Annotated in this window: 14 protein-coding genes; 9 read left to right on the plus strand and 5 right to left on the minus strand. The window is 32.2% G+C overall.

Features of this window, described 5'->3' with window-relative positions; genetic code table 11:
- Positions 1 to 9: 9 nt before the first annotated feature.
- Complete coding sequence (locus FEM21_RS14745; protein ID WP_035662021.1) at positions 10 to 741, minus strand: Dph6-related ATP pyrophosphatase; 732 nt, start codon at positions 739 to 741, stop codon at positions 10 to 12.
- Between the two features lie 99 nt (positions 742 to 840).
- Here FEM21_RS14745 and FEM21_RS14750 point away from each other — a divergent pair, with 99 nt between their 5' ends.
- Positions 841 to 2901 (plus strand): M1 family metallopeptidase, encoded by a 2061-nt coding sequence (locus tag FEM21_RS14750; RefSeq protein WP_035662023.1) that lies wholly within the window; start codon positions 841 to 843, stop codon positions 2899 to 2901.
- 7 nt (positions 2902 to 2908) lie between these two features.
- Positions 2909 to 3808 (plus strand): patatin-like phospholipase family protein, encoded by a 900-nt coding sequence (locus FEM21_RS14755; RefSeq protein ID WP_035662026.1) that lies wholly within the window; start codon positions 2909 to 2911, stop codon positions 3806 to 3808.
- A gap of 1 nt (position 3809) precedes the next feature.
- On the opposite strand, the gene FEM21_RS14760 is transcribed toward FEM21_RS14755, so the two are convergent.
- Positions 3810 to 4331, minus strand: a complete 522-nt coding sequence (locus tag FEM21_RS14760) for a DUF7935 family protein (RefSeq protein WP_035662030.1) — start codon at positions 4329 to 4331, stop codon at positions 3810 to 3812.
- 224 nt (positions 4332 to 4555) lie between these two features.
- On the opposite strand from FEM21_RS14760, the gene FEM21_RS14765 reads away from it, so the two are divergent.
- The 3 genes from FEM21_RS14765 (at position 4556) to FEM21_RS14775 (ending at position 8057) form a co-directional block, all read left to right on the plus strand.
- Complete coding sequence (locus FEM21_RS14765; protein WP_035662033.1) at positions 4556 to 6889, plus strand: ATP-dependent helicase; 2334 nt, start codon at positions 4556 to 4558, stop codon at positions 6887 to 6889.
- 62 nt (positions 6890 to 6951) lie between these two features.
- Positions 6952 to 7572, plus strand: coding sequence for an L-threonylcarbamoyladenylate synthase (locus tag FEM21_RS14770; protein ID WP_035662037.1), 621 nt, complete (start codon positions 6952 to 6954; stop codon positions 7570 to 7572).
- 104 nt (positions 7573 to 7676) lie between these two features.
- Complete coding sequence (locus FEM21_RS14775) at positions 7677 to 8057, plus strand: PH domain-containing protein (RefSeq protein WP_035662039.1); 381 nt, start codon at positions 7677 to 7679, stop codon at positions 8055 to 8057.
- Positions 8058 to 8155: 98 nt separating this feature from the next.
- Here the strand turns inward: FEM21_RS14775 and FEM21_RS14780 are convergent, their stop codons facing one another.
- From FEM21_RS14780 to FEM21_RS14790, 3 genes are all read right to left on the minus strand, one after another.
- Positions 8156 to 8986 (minus strand): OmpA/MotB family protein, encoded by an 831-nt coding sequence (locus FEM21_RS14780; protein WP_035662041.1) that lies wholly within the window; start codon positions 8984 to 8986, stop codon positions 8156 to 8158.
- Between the two features lie 75 nt (positions 8987 to 9061).
- Entirely contained in the window at positions 9062 to 10051 is a 990-nt protein-coding gene (locus tag FEM21_RS14785; protein WP_035662255.1) for a glycosyltransferase family 2 protein, read from the minus strand.
- A 16-nt stretch (positions 10052 to 10067) separates the two neighbouring features.
- Positions 10068 to 10511 carry a type I restriction enzyme HsdR N-terminal domain-containing protein gene (locus FEM21_RS14790; protein ID WP_035662043.1) on the minus strand — a complete coding sequence of 148 codons (444 nt, stop codon included), beginning with the start codon at positions 10509 to 10511 and terminating at the stop codon, positions 10068 to 10070.
- A gap of 98 nt (positions 10512 to 10609) precedes the next feature.
- Here FEM21_RS14790 and holA point away from each other — a divergent pair, with 98 nt between their 5' ends.
- The 4 genes from holA to FEM21_RS14810 all read left to right on the plus strand — a co-directional run bounded on the left by holA (position 10610) and on the right by FEM21_RS14810 (position 15455).
- Positions 10610 to 11614 (plus strand): DNA polymerase III subunit delta, encoded by a 1005-nt coding sequence (gene holA, locus FEM21_RS14795; protein ID WP_035662044.1) that lies wholly within the window; start codon positions 10610 to 10612, stop codon positions 11612 to 11614.
- 43 nt (positions 11615 to 11657) lie between these two features.
- A complete protein-coding gene (locus FEM21_RS14800) occupies positions 11658 to 11840 on the plus strand; it encodes a CAL67264 family membrane protein (RefSeq protein WP_035662045.1) in 183 nt (60 codons plus the stop codon).
- Positions 11841 to 12081: 241 nt separating this feature from the next.
- Positions 12082 to 13560, plus strand: coding sequence for an alkaline phosphatase PhoX (locus tag FEM21_RS14805; RefSeq protein ID WP_051627631.1), 1479 nt, complete (start codon positions 12082 to 12084; stop codon positions 13558 to 13560).
- A 74-nt stretch (positions 13561 to 13634) separates the two neighbouring features.
- Positions 13635 to 15455: a cytochrome-c peroxidase gene (locus tag FEM21_RS14810; RefSeq protein WP_051627632.1), complete on the plus strand. Its 1821-nt coding sequence runs from the start codon at positions 13635 to 13637 to the stop codon at positions 15453 to 15455.
- Positions 15456 to 15502: the final 47 nt, after the last annotated feature.

The raw sequence follows: 15502 nt of genomic DNA on the forward strand, positions 1-15502 counted from the left end.
CAAATCTTATTATTTCGGAATCAAATCGCAATACCAAAATCCGAAATCAAAAGCTGAAGTATCATTTGTGTCACAGGCAGTATTGGAAGTTTCTTGTTTGGGTTTTTCATATTTTCGATAGACAATTTCGCCTATTTCAAAATCAATTGGTTTTTTAAAAATTGGTCCGTCAAAAGTAAAGGTGTGAAATTCGCCGTTTTCACCACATACATCCACAGCATCAGGCAAATCATCAATAAATTGCTGATCGATTATTCTGCCTACAAAACTTTTATCAAGAAAACGTTCATTTACACAAACCACAATGGTTTTAAAACCTAAAGAAATAAATTCCTGAATCAAATCTTTTGTTGGGACTTTCCAAATAGGAAAAACGCCTTCTAATCCCATTGTCACTAATTTATCCTCACGGTATTGTCGTAAATCTTCCAGAAAAATATCACCAAAAACCGAATGTGTGATTCCTTCCTTTTTTAGTTTTTCTAATCTTTCCTGCATCACATTTTCGTAAACTTCCATTGTGGGCATTTCGGGAATTTGCATGATTTCTAATGGAATTCCAATGCTTTTAGCTTGTTGCTCTAATAATTCAACACGAACTCCGTGCATCGAAATACGTTGGAACTGCTGATTGACACTGGTTAATAAATATTCAATCGAAAAATCAGGGTTTTGAAGGATTTTGTATAAGGCTAAAGCAGAATCTTTTCCGCTGCTCCAGTTAAAAAGGGCTTTGTTCAATGTAATTTTATTAAAAATTTAAGAGGTAAACATACAAAAATACTTCGATTAGTTCATTTAGCTTTGTAACTTTGGAATTCTGGCTTTAATTTACTTTTAATGAGATACCTTTTTCTTTTTATTTCTTCTTTTGTTTTTTCGCAACAAACAAAAACAGTTGATTTTACTTCTGTAAACGCTCGTTTGAGTTTAGATGCTAATGAAAAATCAGTTGCCGGTAGTGTAAATTATGCTTTCGAAATTCTAAGTCCAACAGATACTTTGAAAATTGATGCACAAAATATGCAATTTTCAAATGTAAAACTGAACCAATCTAATGTTCAATATTTGAATTCAGGAAAGCAATTATTGATTGTTTATCCGTTTCAAAAAGGGAAAAACGAATTGGTTTTCGATTATACAGCTGCGCCTAAACACGCATTGTATTTTATAAACTCGGCTAGTTTAGAAGATTTACAAATTTGGACGCAAGGTCAGGGAAGATACACCAGTAATTGGTTTCCAAGTTTTGATGATGTGAATGAAAAGCTCATTTTTAATCTCGAAATTGCATTTGATTCGAATTATCAGGTGGTTTCTAATGGAGTTTTAAAACAGAAAAATAATTCAGATAATAAAACGATTTGGTCTTATCAAATGGAAAAGCCAATGAGTTCTTATTTATTGATGCTTGCCATTGGAAAATTCGAAAAGCAAGCACAATTTTCTAAAAGTAAAGTGCCATTAGAATTATACTTTGAAAATAAAGACCAACCTCGTTTTGAGCCAACTTACCGCTATTCGGCACGAATATTTAATTTTTTAGAAAAAGAAATAGATGTAAAATATCCGTGGAAAATCTACAAGCAAGTTCCTGTTAGGGATTTTTTATATGCTGGAATGGAAAATACTTCGGCTACTTTATTCGCAACCAGGTATGTTGTTGATTCGATAGGTTTTCAGGACCGAAATTATACTAATGTTGATGCTCATGAATTGGCTCATCAATGGTTTGGGGATTTAATTACTGCTGCAAGCGGAAAACATCATTGGCTACAGGAAGGTTTTGCAACTTATTATGCTTTGCTTGCTGAAAAATCAATTTACGGAGAAGATTATTTTTATTCGAAAATGTATGAGTCTATCCAGCAAATAAAATATGCATCAAGAACTGATACCATTCCTATTTTGAATGAAAAGGCCAGCTCGCTGAGTTATTATCAAAAAGGAGCCTGGGCATTGTTTGCATTGCATCAGGGAATAGGCGATAAAAAGTTCAAAAAAATCATCAAAAACTATTTGAAAAAATACGCTTATAAAAATGTAACGACCGAAGATTTCTTTGCAGAAATTAAAAAAGTTACTGATTTTGATACTGATTCTTTTTCTAAAGAATGGCTCGAATCAACTGTGATTAACACTCAAAAAGTCAATGCTTTATTGGTTAAAAATAAAATAACCAAAATAATGCTGGAGCTTGACAAAATAAAGTCAAAACCTTTGGCTGAAAAAAGAGGGTTTTTTAAATTAATTCTGATGTCTGATGCTCATTATGCGGCAAAAGAAATGGTGGTTAATCAATTAAAAAATGAAACTTTTGAAGCTAAAAAAGAATTTTTAGACTTAGTTATTGAAAGTAAAAATATTCCGGTTCGTCAGGCATTGGCTTATTCGTTGCCTAAAATTCCAGAAGAATTTAGAGTGGATTACGAAACTCTTTTGGACGATGATTCTTATCAAACAAAAGAAGTTGCTTTGTTGTATTTGTGGAGAAATTTCCCAAATCAACGCTTAAATTATTTAGAAAAATCAAAAGATTGGATTGGTTTTAATGATTATAATTTAAAGACTTTATGGTTGTCATTAGTATTGATGACTCCCGAATATTCAGCAAATAAGCAGGATATAATTACGGAATTAATTAATTATTCATCTGAAAAATATGAGGCGACAACAAGGCAAAATGCTTTGGAAAAATTAATTGGTTTTAAGATTATTAATGATGCCATTTTAGTCAATTTAGTAAAAGCAACCACGCATCACATGTGGCAATTTTCTAAATTTGGAAGAGACAACATTCGAACTTTATTAAAAAATCAGGAAAATAAAGCTTCTTTTTTGAGAATTTTACCTAATTTGAACGAGAAAGAACAATTTCAACTGAATCGATTATTAAATTAACAATTTTATGAGAGCATTGGTTATTTCCGGAGGCGGGAGCAAAGGCGCATTTGCAGGTGGTGTTGCCCAATTTTTATTGGAAAAAAAGAAAATCAATTACGATTTTTTTATAGGAACATCTACGGGAAGTTTGCTTTTACCGCACTTAGCTCTGGGAAATATTCAAAAAATACATCGTATTTATACCAATGTAGATATGAGTAAAATTTTTAATGTAAATCCGTTTATCGTTAAAAAAAAGAACGGAATTGATGTGGTTACCATTAATCACTTTAATGTTTTATTGCAGTTTTTTAAAGGCAGAAGAACCTTTGGCGAAAGCAAAAAATTACGTGCTTACATTAAAAAAAATCTGCCTATAGAGGAATTTAATTTACTCAAAGCTTTACATACCGATGTAATTGTAACGGTGACGAATCTGACAATGAATCAGGCAGAATATAAGTCGATTAAAGAATGTACTTATGATGAATTTTGCGACTGGATCTGGATTTCGAGTAATTATATTCCGTTTATGAGTATTGTTAACATCAAAGGCCAAGATTATGCCGATGGTGGTTTTTCGAGTTTGGTGCCAATTCAGGAAGCTATTAATCGTGGCGCTACAGAAATTGATGTAATTATTCTGGAAACCGAAAAAGCCACTCCCCGAATGGCTATTGGTAAAAACCCTTTTTCGCTATTGATTGATTTATTTCAAATTGAGTTAGACCAGATTGAAAAGCACAATATCTTGCTTGGAACTTTGTCTGCTTCTTACAATAATGTGAAGTTAAATCTATATTATACCCCAATTGCTTTAACTAACAATGCTTTGGTTTTCAATAAAGAAAAAATGAAGCAATGGTGGGAAGAAGGCTTTCAATATGCGCTGAAACAAAATGAAGTTGTTGAAGAGGTGAAATAATCTACCACAATTCAGCTACTTCATTTTTGATAAATGATAAAGCAGTAGTGCTTGGTGAAGCTTTGTCGAATAATTCACTAATAACAAAGGTTCTTAGTTCATCTGCATTAGTTACTTTTTCATTTTTAGCAGCAGTACGAATCATTTGCACAATAGCGTTTTTGGCGGTTACAATAACTGCCCAGCATTTATCTGAAACATAAATTTGCTGTGCAATATTGTGTTCAAACTCTTGTTCGATATGTGCAATCACATAATTTTCATAATCATTTTTATTGTCAGAAACGGGATTAACACGCACCATTAATTGCGACGGATTAATACGCTCCATTAATAAAGTCATCCTTTCGTAAGCCTGTAAACGTAATGGTAAAGCTGTTTTTTGATTTTCTTTTTGTAGTAACCATCGACGGGTATTTTGCTGGTCTTTAAAATGAGAATTGAATAATAAATAAGCCACTGTGCCTGTTATTATTGATGGAATTGTATAAGCTAGAATTTCGATAATATTGGTTGTGTTCATTGGGGTAAAAATTTTTGAAAACAAAAATATACTTTTTGTGTGTCTTTGTGAAAAAATAATACAAAGATTCACAAAGATAAAGCACAGAGAGATTCGTAGAGAAAGGGTTTAAAAGATTTTGCAATCTCTGTAAAAAATGACTTTTAAACTTTCGACTTAGTTTGTTAATCTTTGAGAAATAAGTCCATGGAAATACTTATTTTTGCATAAATAGACTAAGATACATGCAACAATATATTTCCCAGCTTAACGAAGCACAACGTGCGCCAGTACTACAAAAAGATGGACCAATGATTATTATCGCTGGTGCAGGTTCTGGAAAAACACGTGTGTTAACCATTAGAATTGCTTATTTGATGCATCAGGGAATTGATGCTTTCAATATTTTATCGCTAACCTTTACAAACAAAGCAGCCCGCGAAATGAAACATAGGATTTCAGATATTGTGGGTTCAAGTGAAGCAAAAAATCTCTGGATGGGAACATTTCATTCTATTTTTGCCAAGATTTTGCGTTCTGAAGCTGATAAATTAGGTTATCCGTCTAATTTTACTATTTATGATTCTCAGGATTCGCTCCGGGCTATTTCGGGAATTATTAAAGAAATGCAACTCGATAGAGATATTTATAAACCAAAACAAATTCTGAGCCGTATTTCGACTTTTAAAAACAGTTTGATTACGGTAAAAGCTTATTTTAACGACCCTGAATTACAGGAAGCCGATGCGATGTCTAAGAAACCCAGAATGGGCGAGATTTATCAGGCTTATGTAGAGCGTTGTTTTAAATCGGGAGCGATGGATTTTGATGATTTATTATTGAAAACCAATGAATTGTTGACTCGTTTTCCTGAGGTTCTAGCCAAATATCAAAACCGTTTTCGTTATATTCTGGTTGATGAGTATCAGGATACCAATCATTCACAATATTTGATTGTTCGCGCTTTGTCAGATAAATTCCAAAATATTTGCGTGGTAGGAGATGATGCGCAGAGTATTTATGCTTTTCGAGGTGCTAACATTAATAATATTTTGAATTTTCAAAAAGATTATCAGGGAGTTCAAACGTACAGATTAGAGCAAAATTACCGTTCGTCCCGAAACATTGTGGAAGCTGCTAATACGGTGATGGAGCACAATAAGACTAAACTGGAAAAGGTAGTTTGGACTGCCAATGAATTTGGTCCAAAAATAAAAGTACACCGCAGTTTAACCGATGCTGAAGAAGGCCGTTTTGTAGCCAGTACTATTTTCGAACAAAAAATGCAAAACCAGATGAATAATGGGCAATTTGCTATTTTGTATCGAACGAATGCGCAATCGCGCGCTATGGAAGATGCGCTTAGAAAAAGAGATATTCCATACCGAATTTACGGTGGTTTGTCTTTCTATCAAAGAAAAGAAATCAAGGATGTTTTATGCTATTTGCGATTAGTTCTTAATCCAAAAGATGAAGAAGCGTTGATGCGTGTAATCAATTATCCGGCTCGTGGAATAGGAGATACTACGGTCGAAAAATTGACTGTTGCGGCAAATCATTACAAAAGATCCATTTTTGAAGTGATGCAAAATATTGATCGCATTGATTTGAAATTGAATTCGGGAACCAAACAAAAATTACAGGATTTTGTTACAATGATTCAAAGTTTTCAGGTAATTAATGAAAATCAGGATGCCTTTTATATTACGGATCATGTTTCTAAAAAAACAGGATTAGTTCAGGAATTGAAAAAAGATGCTACTCCGGAAGGAATGGCAAAAATCCAGAATATTGAAGAACTTCTAAACGGTATAAAAGATTTTACAGAAGGACAAAGAGAGATTGACGGTGCACGTGGTTCTTTGGCTGAATTTATGGAAGATGTAGCTCTGGCTACTGATTTAGATAAAGATACTAATGATGAAGACCGTGTGGCTTTAATGACTATACACCTGGCAAAAGGATTGGAATTTCCTCATGTATTTGTGGTAGGAATGGAAGAAGATTTGTTTCCATCAGCAATGAGTATGAGTACACGATCCGAATTAGAAGAAGAACGCCGATTGTTTTATGTGGCATTAACCAGAGCCGAACATCAGGCCTATTTGACTTATTCCCAATCGCGTTACCGCTGGGGAAAATTAACAGATAGTGAACCTTCGCGTTTTATTGAAGAAATTGACGGACAATTTTTAGAATATCTAACTCCTGCAGAAACTAATTATCGTTTTAAACCGATGATTGATAAAGATGTTTTTGGTGATGTGGATAAATCTAAATTACGTTTGTCTAAACCCGTGAGTGCGACGCCTCCTAAATACATTACGGATAACCAACCTAAGCCAGAAGCGCCTATTCGAAAATTAAAACCTGTTTCGTCGAATGCACCTTCGGCAGGTGCGAATTTATTTGATAATAAATTAACAGCAGGAAATATTGTCATGCACGAGCGTTTTGGACGTGGACAAGTTTTGAACTTAGAAGGTGTAGGAGCTGATAAAAAGGCCGAGATTAAATTTGAAGTAGGAGGAATTAAAAAGTTGTTACTGCGATTTGCGAAGTTGGATGTTATTGGATAAACATTAATTCAATAGATTTTATTAACTTTAATAGTATTCTAAGACATAAAAATAACAACGCTATGGCAGAGTTTATAAAAATATACGAAGACAAACCATCAGAAGCAGCGATTGCTAAGGTGGTTAAGGTTTTAAAAGAGGGTGGTTTGGTAATTTATCCAACGGATACTGTTTACGGTTTGGGTTGCGATATTACTAATTCCAGAGCTTTAGAACGTATTGCTAAAATTAAAGGAGTAAAGTTAGATAAAGCTAAATTCTCTTTCATTTGTCATGATTTGAGTAATCTTTCGGATTATGTGAAGCAAATTGACACGGCTACTTTCAAAATTTTAAAAAGAGCTTTACCAGGACCTTATACTTTTATTTTGCCGGGGAATAATAATCTGCCAAAAGAATTCAAGAAGAAAACTACAGTAGGTATACGTGTTCCAGAAAACAATATTACGTTAGAAATTGTACGCCAGCTTGGAAATCCAATTGTTACTACTTCTATTCGTGATGAAGATGATGTAGTAGAATATACCACTGATCCGGAATTAATTTTCGAAAAATGGCAAAATCTCGTAGATATGGTAATTGATGGTGGTTATGGAGATAATGTGGCTTCGACTATTATTGATTTATCAGGTCATGAGCCTGAAATTGTGAGAGAAGGAAAAGGAGATATTGATATTATTTAGTTCTTTGCTTTTCCGAATGTAGTTTTAAAATAGCATTGTAATTTGTAATGATTGTTTTTATATTTTAGCTAGACAAAATATAAATTCATTTAAAAAAATACAATATGGGACTATTTTCAGCATTATTAGGAAACGCAGGATCAGTAAGTCAGGAAGAATTAAAGAAAGACTACGACAAATTATTAATTGAAGGAGAAGAAATAGAATTAGGTTTTAAGCTAATTCGTGACGTTTTCATTTTTACTACAATGCGATTAATTCTGGTAGATAAACAAGGTTTGACCGGAAGCAAAATAGAATACAAATCAATTACTTATAAAAGTATTTCCAGATTTAGTATTGAAACAGCAGGAACTTTTGACCTAGAAGCTGAATTGAAAATTTGGGTTTCAAGTGAGCAGCAACCAAGTATTCGAAAACAATTCAATAAATCAGTGAATGTTTATGATGTGCATAAGGTTTTAGCCAGTTATGTTTTAAAATAAAATATATGTTTTTATAACCGCTGAGTTGTATTCAAATGTATTATAATAAAAAACGTCCCGAGAAATCGGGACGTTTTTTATATTGAAATCAAAACAGATTATTTTTGTTTTTTCATTTCTTTTTCAACCATATCATAGAATTGGTCAATTTTAGGTAAAACTAAGATACGAGTTCTTCTGTTTTTAGCTCTGTTTTCAGCAGAATTGTTAGCTACTAAAGGAACATAAGAACTTCTACCTGCAGCGATTAATTGCTCTGGTTTAACTCCTAATTCGTTTGTTAACACACGGATGATAGAAGTAGAACGTTTCACACTTAAATCCCAGTTGTCAAGTAAAACTCCGTTTCCAATGTAAGGAACATTATCAGTATGTCCTTCAACCATACATTCGAAATCTGGTTTGTCATTTACAACTTTAGCAACTTTAGCTAAAACGCTTTTTGCTCTGTCAGTTACGTTATAACTACCTGTTTTAAATAACATTTTATCAGAAATAGAAATGTAAACTACTCCTTTTTCAACATTGATTTCGATATCTTGATCATTTAAACCAACAACGCTTTTTAAACTAGTTACAACAGCAAGAGTTACACTGTCTTTCTTGTTTAATGCATCTTGCATTCTAGTGATTTTTAAATCTTTTTCTTTAATAGATTCTAAAGCTTTTTCGATATTTTCAGCTCCTTTTGCTGTTAAAATTGTCATGTCTTTAGAAGTGTTGATTAAAGTTTGATTGTGTTCTTTTAAACCATCAACTCTGGCAACAAGTCCTGCTTTTTCTTCAAGACAAGAATTCAATTTTACTGTAGCAGTATTTAATAAATCCTGAGTTTCTTTATTTCTTGCTTCTAACTCCGCATACTTCTTTTTAGATACACAAGATGTCAAAAGAGCAAGTACCGAAAGGGTCATAACAACTTTTTTCATAAATTTTATTAGTTTTTGAGTTTTTACAAATCTAAGGTTAAATGTTTAAAAATTAAAAACAAATTAATGTTAAAATCATTTAACAAAGACCTTGCCATTATTTATATAGTAATTTATAACGATGTTTTTTGTATTATAGTATCTTTTTGATTGAAAATGTGCTCTTTTTTTATAAGTCTTTGAAAATAAAGCATAAAAAGCAAAGTGAGCTTTTAAAATTGCCCAGCAATGTGCAAATTTTCCTTGTAAAATAAAATGGATTCCTGCAAGTCCATCCAGTGATAACCGAATGAATAAGGTGGAATAAAAATTTTCTTTTGGAAGATTTTTAACCAACATTAATAATGAATTTCTGAAATTCAGAAAGGTTTTTTTCGGATTTCCTTGTTGTAAGGTAGCGCCACCTACATGATATACTACTGAATTTGGATTGTATTTAATTTGATGATTCTTGTTTTTTGCTCTCCAGCATAAATCAATCTCTTCCTGATGAGCAAAAAAATCGGCATCAAAACCTTGTAATTCATGATACACTTTACTTCTAATAAAAAAACAAGCTCCCGAAGCCCAGCTTATTTCGCAGGCATCATTATATTGTCCGTTATCTTTTTCTATAGTATCAAAAATGCGGCCACGACAGTAAGGAAAACCATATTTGTCAATAAATCCGCCGGCTGCACCAGCATATTCAAAATATTCTTTGTTTTTAAAATCTAATATCTTTGGCTGAATTATAGCTGTTTCAGGTTCTTTTTCGAAAGTTGCTATAATAGGTTGTAACCAATTTTCAGTTACTTCAATATCCGAATTGACTAAAGCATACAATTCGGTATCTATATGTTGTAAAGCGTCGTTATAACCTTTGGCAAAGCCATAATTTCCTGTGTTTTTTACAATTTTTACAATTGGAAAATTGGCTTCAACAAAAGAAATTGAATTATCTGTCGAAGCATTATCAGCTACATAAATATCCGCTTCTGATGAATACTTAACTACTGAGGGTAAAAATTGTTCTAATAATTGTACTCCATTCCAATTGAGGATAACAACGGCTATTTTTTTCAAAGTATATATTGTTTTCTTATTTATAATCTGGAAGTTGAGGCAGAAATTCATATTTTTCATTCTCATAATCCATTTGACAAAAATAATGATTCAGTCCATTGCTTACCATTAAAAAATTAGATTTCATAGTCATATTATAACGTGCAATCTGATCAAAAGTTCCCTGAGTAATTTTTACTTCAGGCGCTTTGCATTCGACCAAAATATTAATGGAACCATCGGTATTAAAAACTACAACATCATATCTTTTTCTTAATCCATTGACCAATAATACTTTTTCGACATTGATTAAGGATTTTGGATATTTTTTTTCTTCCAATAAAAACCGAACTAGATGTTGACGAACCCATTCTTCGGGTGTAAGAATGATGAATTTTTTCCTGATTTCATCAAAAATAGCCACTTTATTTTCGCTATTTTTGAAACGAAAAGTATAAGGTTGGAAATTGAGTTTTTGCATAAGGCAAATATAATTTGAAAATTAGACAATTTGAAAATTAGTTTTACTAATGAATTTTAAAAACTGACAACTGCTACTGAACACTGAATACTTGAATAATGGACGAAGTCATAAAAATTGTAAACGATATTAAAGCGGGAAATATTAAACCTATTTATTTTTTAATGGGCGAAGAACCGTATTATATAGATAAATTATCGGATTATATTGAGCAGAATGTTTTGTCGGAAGACGAAAAAGGATTTAATCAAACAGTAATGTATGGTAGAGATGTTTCGGTTGATGATATTGTTTCGACTGCTAAGCGTTATCCAATGATGGCTGAACGTCAAGTTGTAATTGTAAAAGAAGCGCAGGATTTAACGAAAACTATTGATAAATTAGAAGCTTATGTCGAAAATCCGATGCTTTCTACTGTTTTGGTTTTTTGTTACAAGTATAAAACTTTAGATAAACGTAAAAAAGTAACTAAGTTATTAGCAAAGTCCGGAGTGGTTTACGAAAGTAAAAAACTCTATGAAAATCAGGTAGGCGACTGGATTAAACGTGTTTTATCCGGAAAAAAATATACTATCGAACCTAAGGCTTCGGCAATGTTAGTCGAATTTTTAGGAACTGATTTGAGCAAAATAAATAATGAGCTCGAAAAATTACAGATTATTTTGCCTAAAGGCAGTACTATTTCTCCAAAAGATATTGAAGAAAATATAGGTTTTAGTAAAGATTTTAATGTTTTCGAACTTCGAAAAGCCATTGGTGAACGCAACCAATTAAGAGCGTATACTATTGCCGAAAATTTTGCCAATAATCCAAAGGAAAATCCTATGGTGGTAACGACAAGTCTGGTTTTTGGTTTTTTTGTACAATTATTAAAATACCACGGATTAAAAGATAAAAATCCAAAGAATGTGGCTTCGGTTTTGGGAGTGAATCCTTTTTTCCTGAAAGAATATGATTTGGCTTTAAAGAATTATCCAATGCGAAAAGTAAGTCAGATTATAGCAGCTTTAAGAGAAATTGACGTAAAAAGTAAAGGTGTAGGGGCTAATGCAATGTCTAATGCCGACTTACTAAAAGAAATGTTGTACCATATTTTTAATTAGAATTAATTATTTGATATTTGTACTTTAAAAAAATGCTAGAATAATGGGAATGAATAAAAATACCATCTTAGGATGGGCTACTTTTATAATGATTTTAATGGGTTTGTTATTAATAGGACTTGGAATTTTTAAATATAGAGATGTTTCAGGTATTGGATTTGCTGCTGTTGGGGTAGGTTTTTTTGCTATTGCGTGGGTGTTTAGTTCTTTAAAAGGAAGAGTATAAAATATAGATATTATAAAGAATTACGACTATTACTTTTTTAGTGATAGTCGTTTTTTTTTATGTCTTAAAATTGACTTTTTACAGGCTTATTAATACTGAATCTAGATATTAACTTAAAATTAACCTTTTTAGGATTTTTGTTAAAAACGCTTAACACAATGGTCATTATTTGAATAATATCACTTAACCTTTTCATCGTTTTTAGAACATAGTTTTGTCAAAAATAAAAAATAGAAAAACTATGAAATTTAATTATCTAAAAAAAGCAGGTGTATTGTCTTTATTCAGTTTAGCAGTTATTGGTTGTCAAAATGATGACGATAATTCTAAGAAAACAAATGCTACAATCGATTTTAACAACACTTCAAAAGAGCCGGCTTTAGTAGTGGCTAAAGAAGGTTTTGAAAATTTGAATATTACAGCAATGATAAGTAGTACTGATGTTTTACCTCAGTCACCTAATTTTGTTTATGGAGCTCAGCCGGATGGAGCTGGATTCATGAAAGATCCTAATGGTGATGGATATATAATGATTACAAATCACGAAATACTTCAGTCAGTTTCTAGAGTTTATTTTGATAAAACATTAAAAGCTGTAAAAGGAGATTATATAGTTGATGCAATAGGAGGTTTAACAAGATTATGTTCTGCAACTTTAGCAACTCCGGCTATTCACGGATTTGGACCAATATTTTTAACTGCTGGAGAAAGTGGTGAAGAAAGTATGGTTCACGGAATCGATCCTATGGGATTATCTAGCGAGAAAAGCAGAAAAGACAGAGTTTTACCAGCTTTAGGAAAAGCAAGTATGGAAAATGCAGTTCCGCTTACTAAAGAGGCTTATTCTGGAAAAACAGTTATCTTAATTGGAGAAGATCAGTCTTATGGAACTTCACATGCTAGTGCTGGTCAGGTAATTATGTATGTAAGTAATACTGTGGGTGATTTGAACAATGGTAAATTATATGCTTTAAAAAGAAATGATGGTAATCAGGTAGAAACAACTATGGGAATTGGTAGTTCTTTTGATGTTTCATTTGTTGAAATTCCAAATGCTAAAAACATTACAGGTGCAGAAATCAATAAAACAGTTAACAATTTAGGAGCTATTCGTTTTTCAAGAGTTGAAGATATTGATTACCGTAAAGGTTCTGCTAAAAACAACCGTGAAATCTATTTTACAGCAACAGGTCAGGCAACTAATAATGCTCCTGTAGATGGATACACAATGTGGGGAAGAGTATATAAATTAAACTTAGATGATAAAGATCCATTAAAAGGAAAATTAGAATTAGTTGTTGAAGGAGATTCTACTCCGGGAACAGGAATCATCAATCCGGATAACCTTTGTGTAACTGAAAATTATGTTTACATTCAGGAAGATGGAGATTCTTACTATGCTGCTGCAAAACACGATTCTTACATCTGGCAATACAACATCAATACTAAAGTTAACAAACCTTGGTTGACAATGAATCACAAGCGTGAGGATGTAGCCTGGAATACTACTTACAATCAATCTGGTGTTATGAAGTTAGGAAGCTGGGAATATGGAGCAATGGAAGATATTTCAGATGTTATTGGAGTTCCAAATACATTTATTGTAAATATTCACCCGCACACATGGCAAAAAGATGCTTTCAAAAATGCTGACGGAAGTGGTGTTAGTACTAATAAAGAAGGTGGTCAAACTGTGATCATCAGAAATGTTCAAAGATAATTTTTGATATTATTAAATAAAAAAACAGCCCTTTTACAGGGTTGTTTTTTGCATTTATTTACCTAAAAAACACAATGAAATTGCATACAAATAATTGGAGTAAAAATATATTCCTTCTTCTGAGTTTTGCCTTTGTAATTCTAATCGTAGGATGCGAAAAAAAATATACCGACTTAACCATTCAGCAAGAATTGATTTCTGATATTCAAAAAACATATCAAAATGTAAGTGAATTAGAAAAATTAGTTGAAGAAAATAAAGGTGAAAAGACCATACAAGAAGCTTTTAATACCGCTAGAATAAAATATAAAAAAGTAGAATGGGCTATTGAATATTTCACGCCTAATCCGGCTCGTTTTATTAATGGTCCTGCTTTAGACGAATTGGAAGTTGCTGAAAACACTTTTTTTCCTCCTAATGGTTTTCAGGTAATTGAGGAACTTATTTATCCTAATTATCCAATTGAAAATAAAACGGATTTAATTCGGGAAATCAAAAAACTAAATGCTAACTTAAAACAAATAGAATTGCATTTTGAAGCGATCACAATTTCAAATGCGCATATTATTGATGCTTCAAAGATGGAAATCAACCGAATTTTAGCATTAGGAATAACAGGATTTGATTCGCCAATTGCCTTTAAATCTATTCCGGAAGCGGCTGTAAGTTTAGAATCTGTAAAGGTGTTAATTTCGAAAATGAAACTGAATTCTCCAGAATCAGCTCAATGCGAAAAAGAAATAGCTGATTTAATTTCTCAGGCAGCAGTTTTTTGCCAAAAAAATAATGATTTCAAAACTTTCGACAGAGCTTTTTTTATTATAAATTATTTGAATCCAATTAGTAAAAAACTTGTTGTTTTTCAAAAAATAAATAAGATTGAAAACACTAATAAGAATAGCGTTGTAAACCCAAACGCGACTACTATTTTTGATAAAGAAGCTTTTAATGTAAATGCTTTTATTCCTTCAGAAGAATACCAATATTCTAAAGACAAAGCCGAATTAGGAAAACAATTGTTTTATGAAAATTCCTTGTCTGATAATAATAATCGTAATTGTTCTTCCTGTCATAATCCTGAAAAAGCATTTACTGACGGATTAAAAACAAATCAATCTTTAAGTGGTGGCAATCTAAGCCGAAATACGCCAACATTAACTTATGCTTCGTTACAAAATGCACAGTTTTGGGATATGAGACAATTGGATTTAGAAAAACAAAGCTTAGATGTAATCCAGAATAAAGATGAAATGCACGGAAATGTTGCCAATGCAATTGAGGTATTAAATAAAGATGCAGCATACCAAAAGTTATTTAAAAAAGCATTTCCAAAAGCGAAAAAAATAGAGGAGTGGCAGGTTCAAAATGCTTTGGCTAGTTACATTCGTTCGTTGAATGCATTCGATAGTAAATTTGATAATTACATGCGTGGAGAATCAAATGATTTTACGGATGAAGAAAAATTAGGTTTTAATCTTTTTGCAGGAAAGGCTAAATGTGCTACCTGTCATTTTATTCCATTATTTAACGGAACAGTTCCTCCTGGTTTTCAAAAAACCGAACAAGAAGTGATAGGAACTCCGGCAGACAAAAACGGAAAAAAAATCAGTCCTGATTTGGGACGTTATATGCAATACGAAATGCCACAATTAAAAAACGCTTTCAAGACACCTTCTTTGCGAAATGTTGCTGTTACAGCACCTTATATGCACAATGGTGTTTTTTCGACGCTGGAAGAAGTAATTGATTTTTATAATAAAGGTGGAGGAGTTGGTTTAGGAATTCCTGTTGACAATCAAACTTTACCTTCAGATGAATTAGAACTCAATCCAAAAGAAATTAAAGCCTTAGCCGCTTTTATGAAAACTCTGACTGATAAAAAATATCAGGAATAATTTCATAAACGGTATCATCCTAAAATATTTCTTTCGTAAAGACTTGC

Origin of the sequence: Flavobacterium seoulense (genome assembly GCF_000695795.1) — a bacterium.
Classification (GTDB): domain Bacteria; phylum Bacteroidota; class Bacteroidia; order Flavobacteriales; family Flavobacteriaceae; genus Flavobacterium; species Flavobacterium seoulense.